Origin of the sequence: Streptomyces flaveolus (genome assembly GCF_000716535.1) — a bacterium.
Classification (GTDB): domain Bacteria; phylum Actinomycetota; class Actinomycetes; order Streptomycetales; family Streptomycetaceae; genus Streptomyces; species Streptomyces flaveolus_A.
Genome location: NZ_JNWV01000005.1, coordinates 86432 through 111245, shown reverse-complemented (window position 1 = coordinate 111245; position 24814 = coordinate 86432). Strand labels below are relative to the sequence as shown.

At 72.3% G+C, this 24814-nt stretch carries 19 protein-coding genes; 11 read left to right on the top strand and 8 right to left on the bottom strand.

Features of this window, described 5'->3' with window-relative positions; translation table 11 throughout:
- Nucleotides 1–41 precede the first annotated feature (41 nt).
- Nucleotides 42–1541 carry an MFS transporter gene (locus OO52_RS06125; protein ID WP_199819898.1) on the bottom strand — a complete coding sequence of 500 codons (1500 nt, stop codon included), beginning with the start codon at nt 1539–1541 and terminating at the stop codon, nt 42–44.
- A gap of 222 nt (nt 1542–1763) precedes the next feature.
- On the opposite strand from OO52_RS06125, the gene mgrA reads away from it, so the two are divergent.
- The 7 genes from mgrA (at nt 1764) to OO52_RS06095 (ending at nt 6686) form a co-directional block, all read left to right on the top strand.
- Nucleotides 1764–2804: an L-glyceraldehyde 3-phosphate reductase gene (gene mgrA / locus OO52_RS06120; RefSeq protein WP_030641745.1), complete on the top strand. Its 1041-nt coding sequence runs from the start codon at nt 1764–1766 to the stop codon at nt 2802–2804.
- Between the two features lie 206 nt (nt 2805–3010).
- The gene (locus OO52_RS06115; RefSeq protein WP_030641743.1) at nt 3011–3193 is read left to right on the top strand and encodes a hypothetical protein; all 183 of its coding nucleotides are present in this window, start codon (nt 3011–3013) and stop codon (nt 3191–3193) included.
- A 143-nt stretch (nt 3194–3336) separates the two neighbouring features.
- Nucleotides 3337–3822 (top strand): cation:proton antiporter regulatory subunit, encoded by a 486-nt coding sequence (locus OO52_RS06110; RefSeq protein ID WP_030641741.1) that lies wholly within the window; start codon nt 3337–3339, stop codon nt 3820–3822.
- 3 nt (nt 3823–3825) lie between these two features.
- Nucleotides 3826–5085 carry a cation:proton antiporter gene (locus tag OO52_RS06105; RefSeq protein ID WP_030641739.1) on the top strand — a complete coding sequence of 420 codons (1260 nt, stop codon included), beginning with the start codon at nt 3826–3828 and terminating at the stop codon, nt 5083–5085.
- Nucleotides 5086–5118: 33 nt separating this feature from the next.
- A complete protein-coding gene (locus tag OO52_RS06100; protein WP_030641737.1) occupies nt 5119–5739 on the top strand; it encodes a DedA family protein in 621 nt (206 codons plus the stop codon).
- A gap of 82 nt (nt 5740–5821) precedes the next feature.
- On the top strand, nt 5822–5995 hold the full coding sequence (locus OO52_RS46910) for a CsbD family protein (RefSeq protein ID WP_078629903.1): 174 nt from the start codon (nt 5822–5824) through the stop codon (nt 5993–5995).
- A gap of 244 nt (nt 5996–6239) precedes the next feature.
- Complete coding sequence (locus OO52_RS06095) at nt 6240–6686, top strand: ATP-binding protein (protein ID WP_030641735.1); 447 nt, start codon at nt 6240–6242, stop codon at nt 6684–6686.
- 27 nt (nt 6687–6713) lie between these two features.
- Here the strand turns inward: OO52_RS06095 and OO52_RS06090 are convergent, their stop codons facing one another.
- From OO52_RS06090 to OO52_RS06080, 3 genes are all read right to left on the bottom strand, one after another.
- A complete protein-coding gene (locus OO52_RS06090) occupies nt 6714–9125 on the bottom strand; it encodes a SpoIIE family protein phosphatase (protein ID WP_030641732.1) in 2412 nt (803 codons plus the stop codon).
- A gap of 61 nt (nt 9126–9186) precedes the next feature.
- Complete coding sequence (locus tag OO52_RS06085) at nt 9187–13443, bottom strand: HAMP domain-containing protein (protein ID WP_030641730.1); 4257 nt, start codon at nt 13441–13443, stop codon at nt 9187–9189.
- A gap of 265 nt (nt 13444–13708) precedes the next feature.
- The gene (locus tag OO52_RS06080; RefSeq protein ID WP_199819897.1) at nt 13709–14218 is read right to left on the bottom strand and encodes a thiamine pyrophosphate-binding protein; all 510 of its coding nucleotides are present in this window, start codon (nt 14216–14218) and stop codon (nt 13709–13711) included.
- Nucleotides 14219–14401: 183 nt separating this feature from the next.
- Between OO52_RS06080 and qcrB the strand changes: the two genes are divergently transcribed.
- Genes qcrB through nrfD form a run of 3 tightly spaced genes read left to right on the top strand, consistent with a single transcriptional unit; the run spans nt 14402 to nt 18071 of the window.
- Nucleotides 14402–16057, top strand: a complete 1656-nt coding sequence (qcrB, locus tag OO52_RS06075) for a cytochrome bc1 complex cytochrome b subunit (protein WP_234339369.1) — start codon at nt 14402–14404, stop codon at nt 16055–16057.
- Nucleotides 16058–16071: 14 nt separating this feature from the next.
- Complete coding sequence (locus OO52_RS06070; protein WP_030641724.1) at nt 16072–17061, top strand: 4Fe-4S dicluster domain-containing protein; 990 nt, start codon at nt 16072–16074, stop codon at nt 17059–17061.
- Nucleotides 17058–18071, top strand: coding sequence for an NrfD/PsrC family molybdoenzyme membrane anchor subunit (nrfD, locus tag OO52_RS06065; RefSeq protein WP_030641722.1), 1014 nt, complete (start codon nt 17058–17060; stop codon nt 18069–18071). Before OO52_RS06070 ends, nrfD begins: the two co-directional genes overlap by 4 nt.
- Before the next feature lie 2 nt (nt 18072–18073).
- On the opposite strand, the gene OO52_RS52500 is transcribed toward nrfD, so the two are convergent.
- The 4 genes from OO52_RS52500 to OO52_RS06045 are packed head-to-tail and all read right to left on the bottom strand — an operon-like array spanning nt 18074 to nt 21208.
- Nucleotides 18074–18568 carry a hypothetical protein gene (locus tag OO52_RS52500; RefSeq protein WP_234339357.1) on the bottom strand — a complete coding sequence of 165 codons (495 nt, stop codon included), beginning with the start codon at nt 18566–18568 and terminating at the stop codon, nt 18074–18076.
- 8 nt (nt 18569–18576) lie between these two features.
- On the bottom strand, nt 18577–18936 hold the full coding sequence (locus OO52_RS06055; protein WP_030641718.1) for a hypothetical protein: 360 nt from the start codon (nt 18934–18936) through the stop codon (nt 18577–18579).
- Nucleotides 18933–20582 carry a cytochrome c oxidase subunit I gene (locus OO52_RS06050; protein ID WP_030641716.1) on the bottom strand — a complete coding sequence of 550 codons (1650 nt, stop codon included), beginning with the start codon at nt 20580–20582 and terminating at the stop codon, nt 18933–18935. The genes OO52_RS06055 and OO52_RS06050 overlap by 4 nt, the downstream gene beginning before the upstream one ends.
- Entirely contained in the window at nt 20579–21208 is a 630-nt protein-coding gene (locus tag OO52_RS06045) for a cytochrome c oxidase subunit II (protein ID WP_030641714.1), read from the bottom strand. Before OO52_RS06045 ends, OO52_RS06050 begins: the two co-directional genes overlap by 4 nt.
- A gap of 290 nt (nt 21209–21498) precedes the next feature.
- On the opposite strand from OO52_RS06045, the gene fdh reads away from it, so the two are divergent.
- Complete coding sequence (gene fdh, locus OO52_RS06035; RefSeq protein WP_158712474.1) at nt 21499–24759, top strand: formate dehydrogenase; 3261 nt, start codon at nt 21499–21501, stop codon at nt 24757–24759.
- The last annotated feature ends 55 nt before the right edge of the window (nt 24760–24814 follow it).

The following is a 24814-nucleotide window of genomic DNA, read 5'->3' as shown; positions in this document are numbered from 1 at the left end:
GAAGTTCGTAGGATCGGACAAGCCCCCGACCCGGCCTCGGCTCAGCCGCGCCGCGCCTTCTCCCGCTCCTGCGTGAGGGCGTACAACTCCCTGGATGTCACGATGAGTTCGCGCCTCTCCTCGCTCGAACCGACCATCGGCTGCGAGCCCTTGAGCGGGACCTGGGCGCTCTCGGGCAGGAACCGGACGGTGAGCAGGCCGATGGCGCCGGCCAGCATCAGGTAGTAGGCGGGCATGAGGTCGTCGCCGGTGACGTCGACCAGAGCGGCGGTGACCAGCGGGGTGGTGCCGCCGAACGCGGCGACGGCGAAGTTGAAGCCGATGCCCATGGCCGCGTAGCGGACGGCGGTCGGGAACAGGGCGGGCAGGGTGGCCGCGCTGGGCGCGGCGAAGCAGGCCAGCAGCGTGGCCAGGAGCAGCACCCCGAGGATCGGCGGCCAGGTGCCGTGCGCCTTGATGAGCAGGAAGGCGGGGACGGCGAGCACGATCATGGCTGCCGCGGCGACGGCGTAGAGCGGCCGCCGGCCGACCCGGTCGCTGAGCCGGCCGAGGAAGGTGATCAGGACGACGATCCACACCATCCCGACGAGCACCAGGACGTCCGCGGAACCGCTGGAGCGGTGCAGGGTCTCGGTCTGATAGGTCGGCAGATAGCCGGTGACCATGTAGTTGGTGACGTTGTAGAGCAGCACCAGGCCCATGCAGACGAGCAGGGGCCGCCAGTGGTTCCTGACGATGTCCTTGAACTCGCCGCCCGCCGACTCCTGCGCCAGGGCCTTCTCGTGGTCGTCCAGTTGCTGCTGGAAGGCCGGGGACTCCTCCAGCTTCAGCCGCATGTAGAGGCCGATCACGCCGAGCGGCCCGGCGATCAGGAACGGCACGCGCCAGCCCCAGGAGAGCATCTGGTCATCCGTCAGGGCCAGGTTGAGCACGGTGACCAGGGCCGAGCCGAGTGCGTAGCCGGTGAAGGTGCCGAAGTCGAGCCAGCTGGAGAGGTGACCGCGCCGGCGGTCCGGGGAGTACTCGGCGACGAAGGTGGTGGCTCCGCCGTACTCGCCGCCGGTGGAGAAGCCCTGGACCATCCGGGCCAGCAGGAGCAGCACGGGCGCGGCGATGCCGATGGTGGCGTAGCCCGGGATCACCCCGATGGCGAAGGTGCCGATCGCCATCATGATCATGGTCGTGGCGAGCACCTTCTGCCGCCCGATCCGGTCGCCGAGCGGCCCGAAGACCAGCCCGCCGAGGGGCCGTACGACGAAGGCGGCGGCGAAGGTCGCGAACGAGGAGATGACCTGGGCCGCCGGGGAGGCCCCGGGGAAGAACACCTTGCCGATGGTGGCGGCGAGGTAGCTGTAGACACCGAAGTCGAACCACTCCATGCAGTTGCCGAGCGCGGAGGCGCCGACGGCGCGCCGGAGCAGCGGGGGCTCGACGACCTGGACGTCGTCCGCGCGGAAGGCGCCCCTGTTGCGGCGCAGCCTGCGGGTCAGCTCCTCCCGGACCTGACGCGGCAGCCGCGCCACCGCCCCCGCCGCCCGCATCCCGTCCCGGTCCTGCCGTTCCCCACCGGACCGCGCACCGCTCATGAGCGCCTCCTTGCTCTCGCTCCGTCGATCACCGCCTGCCCGGGTGTCCGATTCAGAAACGGAACCGCTCAATCCCATCCGGGACGACGGTTGGACTTGAGCGGCGCCACGGAGCAGGGTGGACGGGCCCGCGCGTACATGCGGGGCACCCCTACGGCACCACCCGGAGAAGACCCGATGACGTACGTCGCGGACCCCGCTCGCTACGACGGCATGCGCTACCGGCGCACCGGCCGATCCGGACTGGACCTGCCGGTCCTGTCCCTGGGCTACTGGCACAACTTCGGCGACGACCGCCCGTTCGAGGCCCAGCGCGAGATCGCGCTGCGCGCCTTCGACCTCGGGATCACCCACCACGACCTCGCCAACAACTACGGCCCGCCGTACGGCTCGGCGGAGGTGAACTTCGGGCGGCTGCTGAAGCGCGACCTGGCGCCCTACCGCGACGAGCTGGTGATCTCCACCAAGGCCGGCTGGGACATGTGGCCCGGCCCCTACGGGCAGGGCGGCGGCTCCCGCAAGTACCTGCTGGCCTCCCTGGACCAGTCGCTCGGCCGGATGGGCCTCGACTACGTGGACATCTTTTACTCCCACCGGCTGGACGCGAGCACGCCGCTGGAGGAGACCATGGGCGCGCTCGACACCGCCGTCCGCCAGGGAAAGGCCCTGTACGTCGGCATCTCCTCCTACGACGCCGAGCGGACCCGGCAGGCCGCCGCGATCCTGCGCGACCTCGGCACGCCGCTGCTGATCCACCAGCCCTCGTACAGCATGCTCAACCGCTGGATCGAGACCGACGGCCTGCTGGACGCGGCCCAGGAGGAGGGCTTCGGCGTCATCGGCTTCACGGCGCTCGCCCAGGGCCTGCTCACCGGCCGCTATCTGGACGGCGTCCCGGCGGACTCGCGGGCCGCCCGGGGCACGTCCCTGGACGCCTCCTGGCTGACGGACGACCTGCGGGGCCGGCTGCGCGCCCTGAACGACATCGCGGCGCGGCGCGGGCAGACGCTGGCCCAGCTGGCGCTGGCCTGGGCACTGCGGGACGAGCGGGTGACCTCGCTCGTCATCGGCGCCTCGCGGGTCGAGCAGCTGGAGCAGAACGTCGCCGCGCTGCGGAACCTGTCCTTCAGCGACGAGGAGCTGGCCGAGATCGACCGGTACGCGACCGAGGGCGGCGTGGACCTGTGGCGCGACGCCCGGCTGGGGAACCTCGGCTGAGGCGTCGGGGGCGGGTTCGCGGTCGTGGCCGCCCGGTGAGCGCGGTGGCCCCCCGCGGCGCGCGGTGGCACCCGATGACATCCCGGTGACATTCCATGACATTTGTCACTGACATGGGGGAATAAGTAGGACATAATGGACGTCGTTCAGATCGCTCGCCCTGTCCCGCGCACCACGCCCCGCGACTGCAAGGAGCCGCTCACCGTATGGCGCACGGAGCCCACCGCAGCCCCTTTCTGCCTCCCCACCCCGATCTGACCCTCGCCCGCGACTGCGAGCAGTGCCTGGGCTGGGGGACCGTCGTCACCCGCGACGGGGATCACGAGCTGTGCCATCTGTGCCAGCCCGATCGCGACGGCGACCAGGACACCGCGACCTTCGGTTCGTGACGCTCCACCCCCGCCCGCCCAGCCCCGCCCGCCTGTCCGCTCCCCTGCCCGCACCGGCCCCCTCCCCCGGACGATCAGGCTCCGGGGTAGGGTTCGGTTAAAAGTTTCACCAAGAAACATTCAAGCCGGGCAGGGGGGCAGCCATGAGCGCCGCACGCACCAGCAGGACACCGTTGCCGGGCATCGGCGTCCGGTACGACCTGACGACACGCGAACACCGCAATCTGTCGGTGGTGGCCCACCGGGACGGTTCGCGCACCCTCAGCGCCTACCGGCGCGACGATCCGGACGCCTGTGCCCTGTCGGTCCACCTCAGCGGACAGGAGGCGGAGGCGCTGGTCGACGCCCTGAAACCGACCCACCACAGCCCCACCCTGCTCTCCACCACGGAGCTGGGTCTGGTGGCCGAGCGGATCGAGCTGTCCGGGACCTCGCACTGGAACGGACGGCTGCTCGGCGAGACCCGGATGCGCACCGAGACCGGCGTGTCGATCGTGGCCGTCCTGCGCCGCGCCGAGGCGATCCCCTCCCCCGGCCCCGGTTTCCGGCTGGCCGGCGGGGACACGCTGATCGTCATCGGCACCCGCGAGGGCGTCGACGCCGCCGCCGCGATACTCGGGCGGGAGTGATCCATGCACTCCTCCGCGGTCTTCCTGATCGAGTTCGGCGCGATCATCCTGGGCCTCGGGCTGCTGGGCCGGCTCGCCGCCCGCCTGAGGTTCTCGCCCATCCCGCTGTACCTGCTGGCCGGACTGGCCTTCGGCGAGGGCGGTCTGCTGCCGCTCGGCACCAGCGAGGAGTTCGTCGCGATCGGCGCCGAGATCGGCGTGGTCCTGCTGCTGCTCATGCTGGGGCTCGAGTACACGGCCGGTGATCTGGTCTCCAACCTGAAGACCCAGTACCCGGCCGGGATCGTCGACGCCACCCTCAACGCCCTGCCCGGCGCCGCCATGGCCCTGCTGCTGGGCTGGGGCCCGATCGCCGCCGTCGTCCTGGCCGGCATCACCTGGATCTCCTCCTCCGGCGTCATCGCCAAGGTCCTCGGCGACCTCGGCCGGATCGGCAACCGGGAGACACCGGTGATCCTCAGCATCCTGGTGCTGGAGGACCTGTCCATGGCGGTCTACCTGCCCGTGGTCACGGCCCTGCTGGCCGGAACCGGGCTCGCCGCCGGCAGCGTCACGCTGGCCATCGCGCTCGGCGTGGCGGGCCTGGTGCTGCTCGTGGCGGTCCGCTACGGCCGCCACATCTCCCGGTTCGTCTCCACCGACGACCCCGAGAAGCTGCTGCTGGTGGTCCTCGGGCTGACGCTGGTGGTGGCCGGCGTCGCCCAGCAGCTCCAGGTCTCGGCGGCGGTCGGAGCGTTCCTCGTGGGCATCGCCCTGTCCGGCGAGGTCGCCGAGGGCGCCCACAACCTCCTCGCCCCGCTGCGGGACCTGTTCGCCGCGGTGTTCTTCGTCTTCTTCGGCCTGCACACCGATCCGGCCAGCATCCCGCCGGTGCTGCTGCCCGCCCTCGCCCTGGCCTTCGTCACCACCCTGACCAAGATCGCCACCGGCTACTGGGCGGCCCGCCGCGCGGGCATCTCGGCCCGGGGCCGGTGGCGGGCCGGCGGCACCCTGGTCGCCCGCGGCGAGTTCTCCATCGTCATCGCGGGGCTCGCCGTCACCTCCGGCATCGACTCCGACCTCGGCCCGCTGGCCACCGCCTATGTGCTGCTGCTGGTCGTGCTGGGCCCGCTGACCGCCCGGTACACCGAGCCGCTCGCCCGGCGCCTGACCGGCCACTGGGACCGGCGAACGGCGGCCGGGGCCGGCCCGGACCCCGTCACGCGGGACCAGCAGGACGAGCGGGACCAGCAGGACCAGGAAGCCTCGGTCAGCCGGCCCTGATCGCCGCACGGCCGACCGACGTACCGTTGAGGCATGTCGCCTCCCCTTCCGGGCCCGCTGGCCCACCTGGAGCCGCTGCTCGGCCACTACGGCTACTGGGCCGTGGGGGCGGTGGTCCTCGTCGAGGACTTCGGCGTCCCCGCACCGGGCGAGACCATCCTGCTCGCGGCGGGGGTCTACGCGGGCGCGGGGCGGCTGAACATCGTGGCCGTGGGGCTGATCGCGTTCGTCGCGGCGGTCGCCGGGGACAACCTCGGCTACCTGATCGGCCGGGTCGGCGGGCGGGCCTTCGTGCACCGCTGGGGCAAGTACATCTTCCTGACGCCCAAGCGGTTCGAGGCCGCCGAGGCGTTCTTCACCCGGCACGGCGGCAAGATCGTGACGGTGGCGCGGTTCGTCGAGGGCCTGCGCCAGGCGAACGGCGTCATCGCGGGCACCACCGGTATGCACTGGCGCCGCTTCCTCGCCTTCAACGCCCTCGGCGCGGCCCTGTGGGTCGGTCTGTGGGCGACCCTGGCCTACCTCGCGGGCAGCCACATCACCGCGATCTACGACGAGATCCGCCGCTACCAGCTCTACGTCGTCATCGCCCTCGCCGCCGTCGTCGCGGCCTTCGTCGTACGGCACGTCGTACGGCGTCGCCGCGAGCGCTGACCCGCACATGGGTTTGGACGGCGGCACAGCGGCAATTCGGATGGCGACCAGAGACCACGTCGATGTGGGGATGTGACACGTGATGGCCGGCAACCAGAAGGCGAAGGCCAAGGCGGAGCAGGCCAAGGGCAAGGCCAAGGAGGCCGCGGGCCGCGCCGTCGGCAACGAGAGCGTGGAGGCCGAGGGCCGCATGAAGGGCGCCAAGGGCGACGCCCGGCAGGCCAAGGAGAAGATCAAGGACGTCTTCAAGCACTGAGAAGGGCCGAAGGACGATCCGGCCGCACCACGGGCCCGGAGATCCGCGCGAGCGGGTCGCCGGGCCCGTCGCGCTGTGTGCCCACGCCGCCCGCGCCACCCCTCAGCAGGCGTTCGTGAGCATCCGGAGGATTCCTCGGAGACGTCCCCTTGACCGGCGGCCCAGCGGGTAACCGAGCAGGGACGGTACGACCCCCCTGTGCACAGGAAGGGCCCCTGACCCCAGAGGAAAAGGGCAACGAGGTATGGACATCCCGCTCAGGACCCACGCGACGACGCAGGACCGCGCCGCGCCCCTGCGCTACAGCCGCACCTGGGACACCGGCGTATCCAGCATCGCCGAGGCGAGAGACGCCGTCGTGGCCCTGCTGGCGCGAGCGCGGCCCGCACCCGGGCGGCGCCCGCTGCAGGATGCCCAGCTCGTCGTCAGCGAACTCGTCACCAACGCGGCCAAGCACGCGCCCGGCCCGTGCGCGCTGCGCCTGGAGCTGCTGCCCGACGCCACCGCGCTGCGCATCTCCGTCACGGACACCTCCGAGGAGCCGCCCCGGCGGCGTCCTCCGGATCCCGGGCGGGTCGGCGGCCACGGTCTGCATCTCGTGGCGATGGTCTCCCGCGGCCTGGAGGTGACCTGGCTGTCCCGCGGCAAGCGGGTCACCGCGACCGTGCCGCTCGGCCAGGCCGCCGCCTGACCGGCGGCGCCCAGCCGGTCGGACAGGTCACGCCACCCTGATGCCGACGATGCAGGTGTCGTCGTCGGTGTCCGACCTGCTGTAGGTGAGCAGCCGGTCCAGTTGCTGGTCCAGCGTGCTGGGCGCCGCGCGCGCCGTGTCCAGCAGATGGGACAGCGACTCCTCCACCGAGCGGTCCCGGCGCTCGATCAGGCCGTCGGTGTACATCAGCAGCGTGTCCCCGGCGGCCAGCTGCACCTCCGTCTCCTCGTAGCGCGCCTCCGGGACGGCCCCCAGCAGCAGCCCCTTGACGGGGGACAGCGCGGTGGCGTCCGCCTCGCGCACCAGCACCGGCGGCAGATGGCCCGCCCGTGCCCAGCGCAGGGTCCGTCGCTCGCCGTCGTACAGGCCGCACACGGCCGTCGCGGTGACGGCACCGGTCAGATGGTGGGCGACGATGTTCAGCCAGGACAGCAGCTGCGCCGGCCCGGCGCCGGTCACCGCGAGCCCGCGCAGCGCGTTGCGCAGGACGACCATGCTGGTCGCCGCCTCGATGCCGTGCCCGGCGACGTCGCCGACGCACAGCAGGACCAGTCCGGAGGGCAGCACCACGGCGTCGTACCAGTCGCCGCCGACCAGGTGCTCGGTCTCGGCGGGCCGGTAGCGCACCGCCACCTGGAGGCCGGGCACCCGCAGCGGGGCCTGCGCCGGGGGCATGATGGCGTGCTGGAGCTGGAGGGTCAGCCGGTTGCGCTCCACGGCCTGCTGCTCGGTGTGGGCCAGCTGGTCGCGGGTGGCGGCCAGGGCCACCTCGGTCCAGTGCTGGGCGGAGATGTCCTGGTAGGCGCCGCGGACGACGAAGAGCTGGCCGCCGGTGTCGAGGACGGGCTCGGCGACCACCCGGATGTGCCGGGTCACGCCGTCCGGGCGCAGCAGCCGGAACGCGGCGGAGGCGGGCCTGTGGCGGTGCAGCAGGGTGCGCAGGAAGCGGCCGAGGACGACGGCGTCGTCGGGATGGGCGTGGGCCGGCAGGTCCTGCAGCGCGACCGGGGGGCTCGTGGGCGGGCGGCCGTACAGGCTGAACAGCTGGCCGTTCCAGGTGATCTCGCCGGTGAGCAGGTTCTCCTCGAAGCCGCCGATCCGGCCGAGCCGCTGGGCGTGCTGGAGCAGGCTGGCCAGCCGCGCGGTCTCGTCCTCGATGCGCCAGATCAGCAGCACGCTGGAGCCGTGCCGGCTGACGCTGATGTCGGCGACGGCGGACAGCGGCACCTGGTCGACCAGGGCGGTCAGCCGCATCCGGCGGGCGCGGAACGGCTCGCCGGTGGCGTAGACCCGTTCCACCCGCTGGAACAGCTCGCTGTCGCCGGCGGCCATCGGGTAGGCCTCCAGCAGCAGGGCGCCGCCCACGACGGCCCGGGGCCGCCCCGCCGGGTCCAGGAAGCGGCTGTTGACGTGCTGGATGCGGAAGTCCACGAGCTGCCCGGTGTCGTCGAGGTGCGGCACCAGCACCAGGGCCGGGTCGTGCAGCCCGTCGGCCAGGTCCATCAGCTCGACCACGTCGGGCAGCAGCCCGGGTTCCGGTCCGGTGCCGGGCGACGGCACGAAGGTCTCCAGGGAGTGCGCGCACAGCTCGGCGAGTGCCTCCACCTGCCGGACGACGGGGCGCGGCAGCGGTTCCTCCGGCTTCGGCCAGGCGATCTCCAGGACGCCGTGGATCCGGCCGCCCGCCCCGGCGGGTACGGCGATCCGGGCGCCCTCGGCGTACTCGCGGCGGCCGATCGTGGGCAGTCCGGACCCGGCGAGCGACGGCAGCCACTGCCCGTCGGGCTCGGTCAGACCGCGCCGGGCCACGGTGGCCACGTCGGGCGGGACGTAGTGCCAGCGGGCCGCCTCGCCCGGCGGGAAACCGGCGCTGCCCGCGAGGGTCAGCGAGCCGTCGGAGCCGACCGACCAGATCGCCACGGCGACCGCGCCCAGCGGGCGCAGGGCGTGGTCGAGCAGGGAGTCGGCCATCGCCTGGGTGTCGTGTGCGGCCAGGAGACCGCTCTCGGCGGCGCGCAGCCGTACGGCGGCGGACCCCTCGACGGGCCCGGACGGGTCCGCGGCGACGGACAGGAACGCCTCGGTGACCTCCGCGACGCGGTCCCGGGCCGCCTGGTTGATGACCTCCACCGCGAACTCCAGCGGGGTCACCTGCGCCTGCTCGGTGAGTTCGGCGAGCTGACGGGCGGCCTGGGCGGGTCCGCAGCCGAGGCGTTCGACCAGGATGCCCTTGGCCAGTTCGATCAGCGCCCGGCCCTCCGCCTCGGCCTGCGCCGCCCGTACCTCGCGGCGCAGCCGCTCCACGGTGGCGGCGAGCCGGCCGACCGGGGAGGTGGCGGGTGCGTCGGACTGCGCCGCGTCGGCGGCGGGGAGCTGGGCGGGCACGCTTGCCGGCGTGCCCGGTTCGTACGCGTTCACCGGATCGGTACTCCTCGGCCTGCGGTGGGGCGGGCGCACTGTGCCGTGCTCGTCGCGGTGCTCATGCGGGGAGCCAGCGCCGGACACAGGCGATGAGGTCATGGGTGTCGACCGGCTTGGTGACGTAGTCGCTGGCGCCGGAGGCGAGGCTCTTCTCCCGGTCGCCCTGCATGGCCTTGGCGGTCACGGCGATGACCGGCAGGTCGGCGTACTGCGGCATCTTGCGGATCTCGGCCGTGGCGGTGTAGCCGTCCATCTCGGGCATCATCACGTCCATCAGGACGAGTTCGACGTCCGGGTTGTTCAGCAGCGTCTCGATGCCCTTGCGGCCGTTCTCCGCGTGCAGGACGCGGAAACCGTGCAGTTCGAGGATGCCGCTGAGCGCGAACAGGTTCCGGGCGTCGTCGTCGACGACGAGGACGGTACGGCCACGGGTGTGCTCGTCGATCAGGTGGGGTGCGGTGTGCTGGGTCTCGTCCCCGCGGACCAGGGTGAGCACCTCGCCGGGCTCCTCGGCGGACAGGTGCAGCGCGATCCGTTCGCGCAGCTCGTCCAGGCTGAACAGGTACTCCAGCGAACCGCCCGCGGTGTCCTCGGCGAGGGGCTCGGTACGGTGCGAGCCGTGCACCAGCACCGGGACGCCGGTCAGGGCCGCGTCGGCGCGCAGCGCCTCCAGGAACCGGGCCGACTCCCCGTCGGGCATGCCCAGTTCCACGACGACGCAGTGGCAGGGTTCGGCGGCGAGGGCACCGGCCGCCTCCTGGGCACCGACCGCGGTGATGATGTCGACGGGCGTGCCGTCGCCGTCGGTGCGGCCGGTTTCCAGGTCCCGGACGACGCTCTCGGCGACGAGCGTCAGCAGCCCGCGCGGGCGCTCCTCGACGACGAGCAGGCGGCGTGGCCGTTCACGCCGTGCGAGGGCCGGCGTCCGCTGCTGAACGAGGCCGTCCGGCGCGTCCGTGCCGTCCTGCCCGGTCCTCGGGAGGGAGCGGCCACTGCGCAGGAGTTCGTCGAAGTCCGGCCGGGCCACGGGCAGGAAGAGGGTGAAGGTGCTGCCCCTGCCGGGGGTGCTGTCCACAGTGACGGCGCCGCCGAGCAGGTGGGCGATCTCCCGGGTGATGGACAGGCCGAGCCCGGTGCCGCCGTACTTGCGGCTCGTGGTGCCGTCCGCCTGCTGGAACGCGCCGAAGATGGTCTCCAGTTGCTGTTCGGGGATGCCGATGCCGGTGTCCTTCACCCGGAAGGCGACGACCGCGCCGCCGCGTACGACGCCGCCTGGCACCTCGTCGTCGGTGGCGGGTTCGACGCGCAGTTCGACGCCGCCCTGCTCGGTGAACTTGACCGCGTTGGACAGCAGGTTGCGCAGGATCTGCCGGAGCCGGGAGTCGTCGGTGAGCAGGTCGGCGGGGGCGCCGGGGGCCGTGGTGACGGTGAAGTCGAGGCTCTTCTGCGAGGTCATCGGGCGGAAGGTGGCCTCGACGTAGTCGATGAGCTGCCGCAGCGGGACCCGTTCGGGGCTGACGTCCATCTTGCCGGCCTCGACCTTGGACAGGTCCAGGATGTCGTTGATGAGCTGGAGCAGGTCGGAGCCGGCCGAGTGGATGATGCCCGCGTACTCGACCTGCTTCGGGGTGAGGTTGCGGGAGGGGTTCTGGGCCAGCAACTGGGCGAGAATGAGCAGGCTGTTGAGCGGGGTGCGCAGCTCGTGGCTCATGTTCGCGAGGAACTCGGACTTGTACTTGGAGGCGAGCGAGAGCTGCTGGGCGCGCGCCTCCAGTTCCTGCCGGGCCTGTTCGATCTGGAGGTTCTTCGCCTCGATGTCCCGGTTCTGCTCGGCCAGCAGCGAGGCCTTCTCCTCCAGTTCGGCGTTGGAGCGCTGCAGTTCCTCCTGCCGGGCCTGCAACTCGGCCGAGCGGGACTGCAGCTCGCTGGTCAGCCGCTGCGACTCCTCGAGCAGTTCGTCGGTTCGGGCGTTGGCGACGATGGTGTTGACGTTCACCCCGATGGTGTCCACCAGCTGCTGCAGGAAGTCCCGCTGGACGGCGGTGAAGGGGGTGACGGCGGCCAGCTCGATGACGCCGAGGACCTGCTCCTCGAAGACGATGGGCAGCAGCAGCAGCGCGGTCGGCTCGACCTGTCCGAGCCCGGAGGAGATGGTGACGTATCCGGGCGGCAGCTCGTCCACGGCGATGGTACGGCGGCTGCGCGCGGCCTGGCCGACCAGGGAGCGGCCGAACGCGATGCGGACCGGCCGGGTGTCGTCCTCGGGCCGGCCGTAGGAGCCGACGAGCCGCAGTTCGGGCCCGGAGTCGTGCTCCTCGGCGAGGTAGAAGGCGCCGTACTGGGCGGACACCTGCGGCACCAGCTCGTCCATGATGAGCTCGGCGACGACGGGCAGGTCGCGGTGGCCCTGCATGAGGCCGGAGATCCGGGCGAGGTTGGTCTTGAGCCAGTCCTGTTCCTGGTTGGCCCGGGTGGTCTCGCGCAGGGACTCCACCATGGAGTTGATGTTGTCCTTGAGGTCGGCGACCTCGCCGGAGGCGTCGACGGTGATGGAGCGGGTCAGGTCGCCCTCGGCGACGGCGCTGGCGACGTCGGCGATGGCGCGAACCTGACGGGTGAGGTTGCCGGCGAGTTCGTTGACGTTCTCGGTGAGCCGCTTCCAGGTGCCGGAGACGCCCTCGACCTCGGCCTGTCCGCCGAGCCGGCCCTCCGTGCCCACCTCACGGGCGACTCGGGTCACCTCGTCGGCGAAGGCGGAGAGCTGGTCGACCATCGTGTTGATGGTGGTCTTCAGTTCGAGGATCTCGCCGCGGGCGTCGACGTCGATCTTCTTCGACAGGTCGCCCTTGGCCACGGCCGTGGTCACCAGCGCGATGTTGCGCACCTGGCCGGTGAGGTTGTTGGCCATGGAGTTGACGTTGTCGGTGAGGTCCTTCCAGGTGCCGGCCACATGGGGCACGTGCGCCTGCCCGCCGAGGCGGCCCTCGGTGCCCACCTCGCGGGCCACCCGGGTCACCTCGTCGGCGAACGCGGAGAGCGTGTCGACCATGGTGTTGATGACGTCGGCGAGGGCGGCGACCTCGCCCTTGGCCTCGACGGTGATCTTCTGGGAGAGGTCGCCCTTGGCGACGGCGGTGGCGACCTGCGCGATGGAGCGGACCTGGCCGGTGAGGTTGGAGGCCATCACGTTGACGTTGTCGGTGAGGTCCTTCCAGGTGCCGGCGACCCCGCGCACCTGGGCCTGACCGCCGAGCCGGCCCTCGGTGCCCACCTCGCGGGCCACCCGGGTCACCTCGTCCGCGAACGCGGAGAGCTGGTCGACCATCGTGTTGATGGTGTTCTTCAGCTCCAGGATCTCGCCCCGCGCGTCCACGGTGATCTTCTGCGACAGATCACCCTGCGCCACCGCGGTGGCCACCTGGGCCACGTTGCGCACCTGCGCCGTCAGGTTCCCGGCCATGAAATTGACCGAGTCCGTCAGGTCCCGCCAGGTGCCCTTGACGCCCTTGACGTCCGCCTGACCGCCGAGCCGGCCCTCCGTACCCACCTCACGGGCCACCCGGGTCACCTCGTCCGCGAACGCGGAGAGCTGGTCGACCATCGTGTTGATGGTGCTCTTCAGCTCCAGGATCTCGCCCCGCGCGTCCACGGTGATCTTCTGCGACAGATCACCCTGCGCCACCGCGGTCGTCACCTGGGCCACGTTGCGCACCTGCGCCGTCAGGTTCCCGGCCATGAAGTTCACCGAGTCCGTCAGGTCCCGCCAGACCCCGGCGACCCCCGGGACCTGGGCCTGCCCGCCGAGGCGGCCCTCGGTGCCCACCTCGCGGGCCACCCGCGTGACCTCGTCCGCGAACGCCGACAGCTGGTCCACCATCGTGTTGACGGTTTCCTTCAGCTGGAGGATCTCGCCGCGTGCGGGCACGTCGATCTTCTGGGACAGGTCGCCCTTGGCCACGGCGGTGGCGACCTGCGCGATGTCACGCACCTGGGTGGTGAGGTTGCCCGCCATCGCGTTGACGGAGTCGGTCAGATCGGCCCAGGTGCCGGAGACGCCCGGCACCTGGGCCTGCCCGCCGAGGGTGCCCTCGGTGCCGACCTCGCGGGCCACCCGGGTGACTTCGGAGGTGAACACGGAGAGCTGGTCGACCATGCCGTTGAAGACGGTGGCGATGTCGCCCATGAGCCCGGTGGAGTCGTCCGGCAGCCGGGTGCCGAAGTCTCCGTCGCGCACCGCGGTCAGTCCCGCGAGCAGCATTCTCAGTTCGTGGTCACCCGGGACAGCCTCGGTCGTCCCGGTCGCCTTGCCGGCCATGCGCACCCTCGATCCGCTCCCCAAGAGCCCCCGCGGCGAGGGCTCGGAACCGCGGCCGGGAGCACAGCGCCGCCCGGCCGATGGTGTGTGCATTTCCGCAGTTCACGGATTTGCATGATGAGAAAAATACGCCGAAGGCTAACCCACCTTCACGGCCTCGGACAAAGCATTCGGCCAACCCTCGACGACCATGAAATTCACCGGCCCGTCACAGGTGTGAAGGCGAGTCGACCGGGTATCCGCATCAGTTTGACCGGGGGTGCGCTCAGCCGGACACGCGCAGGAATCTCGTCAGGGGCGTGCGGAGCGGGGCCGGGCCGGATCCGTCCGCCGTGCCCACCGCGGCAGCCCAGTCCGGGGGCGTCTCGCCGTCCACCACGAACTCCAGCAGCAGCGGCCCGCGTCCGGCGAGCACGTCGGCCCAGACGGAGCCGACGTACCGGGGCCGGTCGCAGCGGACGGCGGGCAGTCCGGCGAGGCGCGCGCATTCGGCGTACGGCAGGGCGGGGACCTCGGCGGAGAGCGGGATCAGCGGGCGCAGCGTCCCCGGACCCGGCGGGGCGAGGCAGCAGCCGGGCCGGCCGGTGAGCTTGGCCTCGGCGCAGGCCATGAGCGCGGCGGACTCCGCACCGCGCGCCTGCACGAACTCGGGGGCGTCCGGACCGCCGCACAGGGCGCCGACGAGCGGGTCCACGGCCGTCCCCGGCACCCCGTACACCCGGTGCACGCCGAACTCCCGCAGCCGGGCGGCGACCACTTCGGACACGTTCCCCACGGCGACCTCCTCGCGCCCGGCCGTCACTCGTCCGCACCACCGGGTAGCCGCGCGCCTCCCCGCGCAAACGGCCCGCGCGGACGGCCCGGCCGTTTCGGGCGAGCGGAGCGGGGGCACCCGTGCCAGGCTCGAAGCAGAGAGTGAGGCATCCAGCACCGGGCGGAAGGCGAGCGCGCAGTGGCGGTGTCGGAGGAGCAGCGGCCGTCCCGGCCCGAGGGACGCGGCGAGCGCCTGGTGACGGCGCTGGACCAGCGGCTGCCGGTCACCTCGGCGGGCCGCGAGTTCCTGCGCAAGTCCTTCCCGGACCACTGGTCGTTCCTGCTGGGCGAGCTGGCCCTGTACAGCCTGCTCGTGCTGGTGCTGACGGGTGTGTACCTGACGCTGTTCTTCCATCCGGACATGACGGAACGGCCGTACACCGGCTCGTACGCGCCGCTGCGCGGCACGATGACGACCGACGCGTACGCGTCGGTGCTGCACATCAGCTTCGACGTGCGCGGCGGTCTGCTGGTCCGGCAGCTGCACCACTGGGCGTCGCTGGTGTTCGTCGCGGCGATCGGCGTCCACCTGCTGCGGATCTTCCTCACCGGCGCCTTCCGGCGGCCCCGGGAGATCAACTGGACGGTCGGGGTGACGCTGTTCCTGCTCGCCCTGCTGGAGGGCTTCTGCGGCTACTCGCTCCCCGACGACCTGCTGTCCGGCACCGGCCTGCGCACCTCGCAGGGCATCGTGCTGTCGATCCCGGTCGTCGGCACCTACCTGTCGTTCCTCCTCTTCGGCGGTCAGTTCCCGGCGCACGACATCATCTCCCGGCTGTACGTGGTGCACGTCCTGCTGGTGCCGGGCCTGCTGCTCGCGCTCGTCGGGGTGCACCTGACGTACATCGTGGTGCACAAGCACACCCAGTGGCCGCGGCCCGGCCGGACCAACCGGAACGTGATCGGCAAGCCGCTGTTCCCGCAGTACGCGGCGAAGTCCGCGGGCCTGTTCTTCCTGCTGGCGGGCGTGCTGACGCTGATGAGCGCGCTGTTCCAGATCAACCCGGTGTGGGCGTTCGGACCGTACCGCGCCGACCAGGTCTCCCTGGACTCGCAGCCCGACTGGTACGTGGGCTACCTGGAGGGCGCGCTGCGGCTGATGCCGGCCGCGGAGACGGACCTCGCCGGGCACACCATCGCCTGGGACGTGTTCCTGCCGGGTGTGATGCTGCCCGCGGTGCTGTTCCTCGTCCTGTACGGCTATCCGTTCTTCGAGCGGTGGCTCACCGGCCCCCGCCCGGAGCAGCACCTGTGCGACCGGCCGCGCAACCAGCCCACCCGGACGGCGCTGGGCGCGGCGGCCGTCTCGGTGTACGGCGTGCTACTGATGGCCGGCGGACAGGACGTGCTGGCCTACCGGTTCGACCTGCCGGTGGAGTTGCTCACCCGTACCTTCCGCGCGGCGGTGTTCGTGGTGCCGTTCGTGGTGTACCACGCCACCAAACGCGCGTGCCTCGGTCTTCAGGCGGCCGACCGGCGGCGGTTGCTGGACGGGGCGGCGACGGGCGAGGTGCGGCGCACGGCGGGCGGCGGCTACGAGGAGGCGTACACCCTGCTGTCCCGCGAGGAGGCCTACCGCATCCTCGTGCGGGACACGCCCCGGCCGCGGGCCGAGGGCACGGAGGCGTGGCGCTGGTTCCACCGGCACCGGCTGCGCAACGCCCTCAGCCGCTGGTACTTCGCCCGGAGCGTGGAGATGCCGGCCACCGGCTGGCAGCGGCGCCGGGTGGATCACGTGCGGGCCGCGCCGGGCGAGACGTCCGAGGAGGCCGGCGAGACCGGCGGGACAGGCGAGTCGTGAGCGAGGAGGACGGTATGAGCGACGGCGATGGGGGCCACGGGAATCTGCTGTACGGCCCGCAGCCGGACGTGGCCGGCGCGTCCGGCTACCCGGACGCCCCGCCGCGGGTGGGCTTCTTCACCGACACCTCGGTGTGCATCGGCTGCAAGGCCTGCGAGGTGGCCTGCAAGGAGTGGAACGCCATCCCGGAGGACGGCCTGGCGTTGTCGGGCATGTCCTACGACAACACGCTCGGCCTAGGCGCCGACACCTGGCGGCACGTGGCCTTCGTGGAACAGCGGGCGCCGTTCGGCGGGCCGGAGCCGGGGGACGCGCACGACGACGTCGACGTCTTCAGCGCCGCGGCCCGGCTCGGCACCGAGGCCCCCTCCCCCGGCCCCGCCCCGGAAGGCGCGCCCGCGGGGCGGATCTCGCCCGTCTCCCCCGACGGCCGCCCCGAACTGCGCTGGCTGATGGCCTCGGACGTGTGCAAGCACTGCACCCACGCGGCCTGTCTGGACGTGTGTCCCACGGGCTCGCTGTTCCGCACCGAGTTCGGCACGGTCGTCGTCCAGGAGGACATCTGCAACGGCTGCGGCTACTGCGTGCCGGCCTGCCCGTACGGCGTCATCGACCAGCGCAAGGACGACGGCCGGGTATGGAAGTGCACCCTGTGCTACGACCGGCTCGGCGTCGGTCTGGAGCCCGCCTGCGCCAAGTCCTGCCCGACGGAGTCCATCCAGTTCGGGCCGCTGGAGGAACTGCGTGAGCGGGCGCGGGCCCGGGTGGCGCAGTTGCACGCGGCCGGTGTGACCGACGCCCGGCTGTACGGGGACAGCCCGGACGACGGGGTCGGCGGCGCGGGCGCGTTCTTCCTGCTGCTGGACGAGCCCGAGGTGTACGGCCTGCCCCCGGACCCGGTGGTCACCACCCGGGACCTGCCCGCCATGTGGCGGCGGGCCGCGCTGGCCGCCGTCTCGCTGGCCGCGCTCGCGGCCGGCAGCTTCGTGAGGAGGCCGCGATGAGCGAGTCGGATGTCACCCGGGACGGCGTGCGCGGTGCGCGGCCCGGACGGGAGGCGGTGACGAGCGCCCACGCGGGCCGCCGCAGGGGGCGGCGCGGCCGGGGCGAGCAACCGATGGTGCCGGAGGCCGAGTTCGCGTCGTACTACGGCACCCCCGTGCTCAACAAGCCGGTCTGGAAGCCGGTGGACATCGCCGGGTACCTGTTCCTCGGCGGGCTGGCCGGGGCGTCCTCGCTGCTGGCGGCCGGGGGTCAGCTGACCGGGCGGCCGGGGCTGGCGGCGCCGGCCAAGTTCGGCGCGGCCGGGGCGATCTGCCTCTCCCTGGTGGCGCTGGTGCACGACCTGGGCCGCCCGGCCCGGTTCCTGAACATGCTCCGGGTGTGCAAGCCCACCTCCCCGATGAGCGTGGGCTCGTGGCTGCTGGTGGGGTACGCGCCGCTGTCGCTGACCGCCGCGGCCACCGAGGTGGCGGGCCGGTACCGGATGCTGGGCTCGGCCGCCACGGCGGCCTCGGCCGTCCTGGGGCCGGCCGTGGCGACCTACACCGCGGTGCTGGTCTCGGACACGGCGGTGCCGGCCTGGCACGAGGGGCACCGGGAGCTGCCGTTCGTCTTCGCGGGCTCGGCCGCGAGCGCCGCGTCGGGGCTCGCCCTGGCCGCGGCCCCGGTCGCCGAGGCGGGGCCCGCCCGCCGGCTGGCCGCGCTGGGGGCCGCGCTGGAACTGGGTGCCTTCCAGGTCATGAAGCGGCGCATGGGCCTGGCCGCCGAGGCCTACGAGCAGGGCAGGCCACGCCTGTTGCTGCGCGCGGCGGAGGCGCTCACGGCGGGCGGAGCCGCCCTCACGCTGTGTTCCGGACGGCGCCGGAGCCTCGCCGTGGCCGCCGGTGCCGCGCTGCTCGGCGGGTCGGCGGCGCTGCGCTTCGCCGTCTTCCACGCCGGGGTGGCCTCGGCGGAGGACCCGAAGTACACGGTCGTGCCGCAGCGGGAACGGCTGTCGGGGCAGGGCGGCTGACGTCAGCCCTCCGCCCCTCGGACCGCCTCCCGTTCCTCCCGGTTCACCCAGGACCAGGTGACCGCCGCCGCGGCGATGCCGATCGGCAGCATGCCGGTGATCATGGCGAGTCCGGCCGCCGTGCGGCCCGCCGCTACGACGGCCACCGCGGGCAGGTCGAGCAGCGGTGTGGCGAGGAACAGGTACAGGCTCCGGCCGGCGTCGTCCAGCCGGTGCCGGGTGCGGGCGACGACCGGCAGCCAGAACAGCACGGCCGCCGCGAGCAGCAGCGGTTCCGTGACGAACGCGCCGCCCGGCAGCCGCGGTCCGGTGAGGTCGCCGAGGACCGCCCAGGCGTGCGTGAGCACCAGCAGAGGCAGGGCGACGGGTGCGGGGACGCTGATCCGCTCCCACAGCGGGGAGCGCCGCAGGGCGCGGACGGCGGCCGGGACCACGACGGCGACCAGCAGTGCCGACCAGGCCATCGGTACGACGGACGGGTGGCCCGCGTGTTCCATGGCCCGCCTCACCTCTCCCGGGCCGTCGTCCCACGCACCGCGAGGGCCGCCGCCACGGCCAGCAGAGGCAGGGCGACGGCCAGCAGCCAGCGGCCGTAGACGAAGCACAGCGCGACCAGCAGCAGCCCGGCCGCGGCGGGCAGGACCGCGCCCGCTCCCCGGTCCGGGACGCGGTAGCGGACGTGCTGGTCGGGGGCCGTGCGGGAGGACAACAGCACGGCGAGGGCTGCCAGTTGGAGGAGGACGAGGACGCCGCCCCACAGCCAGTACACCATCGGGCTCTCGCCGTAGACCGCGAGGACGGCGAGCAGGACGCCGTTGAACAGTCCCCAGCCGGCGACCAGCGCGGGGGACAGGTGCCGTCTCATGGGCGGCTCCCCTCGCGGCGCTTGAGGTCCAGCAGCGGGGCGAAGCTGGTGACGGGCGGGACGGGACGGTCGGCGGGGAAGTTGAGGCGCGGGGGCGGAGACGGGGTGGCCCACTCCAGGGTGTGCGCGTCCCACGGGTCGTCGCCGGCCGGTTCCGCACGGCCGAGGTACAGGCGGCGCAGGGTCCACAGGACGTTGACCACGAACACCGTCATGCCGGCGGCGAGGAGGGCGGCGCCGATGGTCGCGAGCAGGTTCAGCGGGCCGAAGCCGTCGAAGGAGGCGTAGGTGGCGACCCGGCGCGGCATGCCGAGGTAGCCGAGGGCGAACATGGGCAGGAAGGTCAGGTTGGTGCCGGCGACCAGCAGCCAGAAGTGCAGGCGGCCCATGCCCTCGTCGAGCAGGGTGCCGGTGACCTTCGGGAACCAGTAGTAGACCGCGGCGAAGAGACCGAAGGCGCTGCCCGCGAAGAGCACGTAGTGCAGGTGGGCCACGACGAAGTAGCTGTCGGTGACGTGATAGTCGATCACCGGGGTGCCGACCATGATCCCGGTGAGGCCGCCGATCAGGAACTGCGGGACGAACGCGAGCGCGAACAGCATGGGGGTGCGCGGCCGCAGCCGGGCGCCGAGGATCGTGCCGAGCATGCCGAAGTACTCGACGCCGGCCGGGACGAGCAGGGCGATGGAGGTCAGGGAGTAGTAGTCGTTGGCCGCCTGACCGGTGGCGAACATGTGGTGGCCCCACACGCTCATGGACAGGGCGGCGAACACCAGCAGCGACAGCACGGTGCCCCGGTAGCCGAAGAAGCGGCGGCCGGAGAACACGGCGAGCACCTCGGCGACGGCGGCGAGGTACGGGAAGAACATCACGTACACGACGGGATGACCGTAGAACCAGAAGATGTGCTGGTAGCCGATGTTCCACACGTTGGACGCGAACACCGAGGGATCGGCGCGGCCCACGGCGAGCAGGGTGAGCGCGGCGAGCAGCGCCGGGAAGGCGCCGATCACCATCAGGCAGGTGGCGATCATCGCCCAGCAGAACAGGGGCAGCCGCAGCATGGTCATGCCGCGGGTGCGGCGGCGCAGGACCGTCCACAGCACCGCCCAGCCCTGGAGGATGGTGCCGGTGACGGCGAGGAACACACCGACGATCCACAGGTCGGTGCCGGCGCCCGGCGAATGCTCGCTGTCGGCCAACGGCGGATAGGAGAACCAGCCGCCGGCGTGCGCGCCGACCGGGGTGGCGAAGCCGGCGAGCATGGTCAGGGCGCCGAAGACGTAGAGCCAGTAGCCGAGCAGGGTCAGGCGGGGCAGCGCGATTCCGGGGGCGCCGATCTGCAGCGGTACCAGGTAGATGCCCATGCCGATGGCGAACGGGGTCATGACCATGTAGATCATGCCGGAGCCGTGGATCGTGAAGAGCTGGTCGTAGGTGTGCGGGGCGAGGAACGTCTCCTCGGGCTGGGCGAGCTGACCGCGCATGAGCAGGGCGAACACGCCGTACACCAGCAGGAGGACCAGGGAGGTGCCGGCGGTGAGCAGGCCGATGCGCTTGTGGTCGGTGGTGGCGACCCAGCCGCCCGGCGGGACGGGCCGGCCGGAGTCGTCCCGCTGTGCTTCGGCGGAGGGCGCGACCGTCATGCCGGGGCCGTCCCGCCGTGGGCCCAGCGGTCGTACTCCCGCGGGGGGACCGCCTTGATCCAGAAGTCCATCGTCCAGTGCCGCTGCCCGCAGAACTCGGCGCACCGGCCGCGCCAGCGGCCCGCCCGGTCCAGGGTGAAGGTGAAGGTGTTCACGTGGTGCGGGAAGGCGTCCATCTTGTAGCGCAGGCCGGGCACCCAGAGGGAGTGGATGACGTCCCGTGAGGTGAGCCGGAGCTGCACGCTGCGGCCGGTCGGGACGACGAGGGTGGGCATGTCCTCGCCCTTGCAGGTGCCGGAGACGCTGCGGCGGTCCGGGGCCTCGGGGTACCGGAAGGTCCAGCACCACTGGAAGCCGGTGACGTCGACGCGCAGCGGCTTCGGGCCGACCGCGGGGTGTTCCTCGTGGTTCTGCCAGGCCGTCCAGGCCACCAGGAAGACCGCGAAGGCGGCGAGGGCGCCGACGTAGTACGCCTCCAGGCGGGGCCGCTCGGACCGCTCGGCGGCGCTCCCGGTCCGCCGCCGTACCAGGGCCAGGACGAGGACGGCGAGCACGGCGAGGAAGACGCCGGCGGCGACCACCGCCTCCACGGTGAACACGGTGCCGAAGACGTGACGCTGCCTCACCGCGCCGCTGCCTTCGCCCCGACGCCGCCGACCACCACGCGGACGCCGCTGACCACCATGCGATCGCTCCCGTCACTCGTTCGGGACCGTGACGACCCGGACATTACGGGCACCCTGTCCGGTCCATGTGCCGACACACCGCAGCGCTGAGTCCCCCGGAACCGGCCTCCGACACCCCCCGGGCCGTTTGGCGGCACCCGGCGCGGGTACTCCGCGCCCCGGCGACGGCCGAGATGCCGTGCCCGCACGGGCGCGGGAGAATCGAGGAAGCGAGCGGGAGGAGGCCTGTCGTGGGCGTACGCACCTGGATCGACTCCTGGCCTGTGTACCGCCAGCTCACCGGCACGGACCCGCTCGGCCGCGGCGCCGCCGCGAAGAGCGGGCACAGCGCACGGCTGACACCCCGGGTCGCCTCGGCCGACCGCGTGGTGAAGTCCGTCTGCCCGTACTGCGCCGTCGGCTGCGGCCAGAACGTGTACGTGCAGGACGAGAAGGTCACCCAGATCGAGGGCGACCCGGACTCCCCGATCTCACGCGGACGGCTGTGCCCCAAGGGGGCGGCGAGCCTCCAGCTGACCACCGGGGACGCCCGCGAGCACCAGGTCCTCTACCGGCGCCCGCACGGCACCCAGTGGGAGCGGCTGGACCTGGACACGGCGATGGACATGATCGCCGACCGGGTGATCGAGGCCCGCAGGGCCGGCTGGCAGTGGGAAGTCGACCAGACCCGCACCCGGCGCACCCTGGGCATCGCCAGCCTCGGCGGGGCCACGCTCGACAACGAAGAGAACTACCTGCTCAAGAAGCTGTTCACCGCGCTGGGAGCGATCCAGATCGAGAACCAGGCGCGTGTTTGACACTCCTCCACCGTTCCCGGTCTGGGAACCTCGTTCGGCCGCGGCGGCGCGACCACCTTCCAGCAGGACCTGCAGCACGCGGACTGCATCGTCATCCAGGGCTCGAACATGGCCGAGTGCCATCCGGTCGGGTTCCAGTGGGTGATGGAGGCCAAGGCCCGCGGCGCGAAGGTGATCCACGTCGACCCCCGGTTCACCCGCACCAGCGCGCTCGCCGACCTGCACGTGCCGCTACGCGCGGGCACGGACATCGCCTTCCTCGGCGGGATCGTCAACTACGTGCTCCAGCAGGAGAAGTACTTCCGCGAGTACATCGTGGCGTACAGCAACGCGCCGATGATCCTGCGGGAGGACTTCCGGGACACCGAGGACCTGGCCGGCGTCTTCTCCGGCCTGGACGCCGACAACCGCAGCTACGACAACGCGAGCTGGCAGTACGAGGGCACCGAGGTGCAGGCGGCCTCCGGCGAGCGCGACCAGGAGTACGAGAAGCGCACCCGCGGCGGCAGCTCGGTGTCCGAGGCGGCGCGCGGCGAGGCCCACGGCTCCGGCGGCGCGGCGATCGGCAAGGGGGAACCGGAACGGGACGAGACGCTGTCCCACCCGCGCTGTGTGTTCCAGGTGCTGAAGCGGCACTACGCCCGCTACACGCCCGAGCTGGTCGAGCAGGTCTGCGGGGTGCCGCAGGACCTTTTCCGTCAGGTCTGCGAGCTGGTCACGGAGAACTCCGGACGCGACCGGACGACGGCCTTCGCCTACGCGGTCGGCTGGACGCAGCACACGGTCGGGGTGCAGAACATCCGGGCGGCCTCGGTCCTGCAGACCCTGCTCGGCAACATCGGCCGGCCCGGCGGCGGCATCCTGGCCCTGCGCGGGCACGCCTCCATCCAGGGGTCCACGGACATCCCGACCCTGTTCAACCTGCTGCCCGGCTACATTCCGATGCCGCACGCCCACCAGAACCAGGACCTGGACGCCTTCGTCGAGGCCGAGGCCGCGCACAAGGGCTACTGGGGCAACATGCGGGCGTACGTGGTGAGCCTGCTCAAGGCGTACTGGGGTGACGCGGCGAGGGCCGACAACGACTTCTGCTTCGACTACCTGCCCCGGCTGACGGGCTCGCACTCGACGTACGAGACGACGATGGCCCAGCTGGACGGCGTCTGCAAGGGCTACTTCCTGCTCGGCGAGAACCCCGCCGTGGGCAACGCCAACTCCAAGCTGATGCGGCTCGGCATGGCCAACCTGGACTGGCTGGTCGTCCGCGACTTCTCCCTGATCGAGTCGGCGACCTGGTGGCAGGACGGCCCCGAGATCGAGACCGGGGAGCTGCGCACGGAGGACGTCCGCACCGAGGTGTTCTTCCTGCCGGCCGCCGCGCACACCGAGAAGGACGGCAGCTTCACCAACACCCAGCGGCTGCTCCAGTGGCACCACCAGGCGGTCGAACCGCCCGGCGACGCGCGCAGCGACCTGTGGTTCGCCTACCACCTGGGGCGGATCATCCGGCGGAAGCTCGCCGGGTCCGCCGACGAGATGGACCGGCCGGTGCTCGACCTGGCCTGGGACTACCCGACGAAGGGCCGGCAGGCCGAACCGGACGCGGAAGCCGTCCTCGCCGAGATCAACGGCCGGGACGCCGAGGGGAATCCGCTCTCCTCCTACGAGCAGCTCAAGCCCGACGGCTCCACGGCCTGCGGCTGCTGGATCTACTGCGGGGTGTACGCCGACGGCGTCAACCAGGCGGCCCGCCGCAAGCCGGGCCGGGAGCAGGACTGGGTGGCGGCCGAGTGGGCGTGGGCCTGGCCGGCCAACCGGCGGATCCTGTACAACCGCGCCTCCGCCGACCCCGAGGGCAGGCCGTGGAGCGAGCGGAAGGCGCTGGTGTGGTGGGACCCGGAGCGCGGCGAGTGGACCGGGCACGACGTCCCCGACTTCAAGAAGGACAAGGCGCCGGACCACGAGCCGCCCGAGGACGCGAGCGGGCCGGAGGCCCTGTCCGGCACGGATCCGTTCATCATGCAGGCCGACGGCAAGGCCTGGCTGTACGTGCCGTCCGGACTCACCGACGGACCGCTGCCCACCCACTACGAGCCGCAGGACTCCCCGTTCCCGAACCTGCTCTACGACCAGCAGCGCAACCCGGTACGGCAGTTGCTCCGGCCGCACCCGGACAACCGCTACCAGCCGAGCGGCGACGAGCCCGGCTCCGGGGTGTTCCCGTACGTGGCCACCACCTACCGGCTCACCGAGCACCACACGGCGGGCGGCATGTCCCGCTGGCAGCCGTACCTCGCGGAACTCCAGCCGGAGTTCTTCTGCGAGGTGTCCCCGGAGCTGGCCGCCGAGCGCGGTCTGGCGCACACCGGCTGGGCGACGATCGTCAGCGCGCGCGGCGTGGTCGAGGCGCGGGTGCTGGTCACCGACCGGATGGCCCCGCTGACCGTGCACGGCCGCCGGCTGCACCAGGTGGGGCTGCCGTACCACTGGGGTCCCAACGGCTACAGCACCGGGGACGCGGCCAACGAGCTGCTGCACCTGTCCCTGGACCCGAACACGCACATCCAGGAGACGAAGGCGTTCGCCGTCGACATCCGGCCGGGCCGGCGGCCCCGGGGCCCGGCCGCGCCGGCGCTGGTGCGGGCCTACCGGATCCGGGCTGGCATCGACGAGCACACGGGGACGGAGCCGTGAGCGCGGTGACCGCGCGACTGCCGTGAGCGTGTGAGTGCCGTGAGCGTGTGAGTGC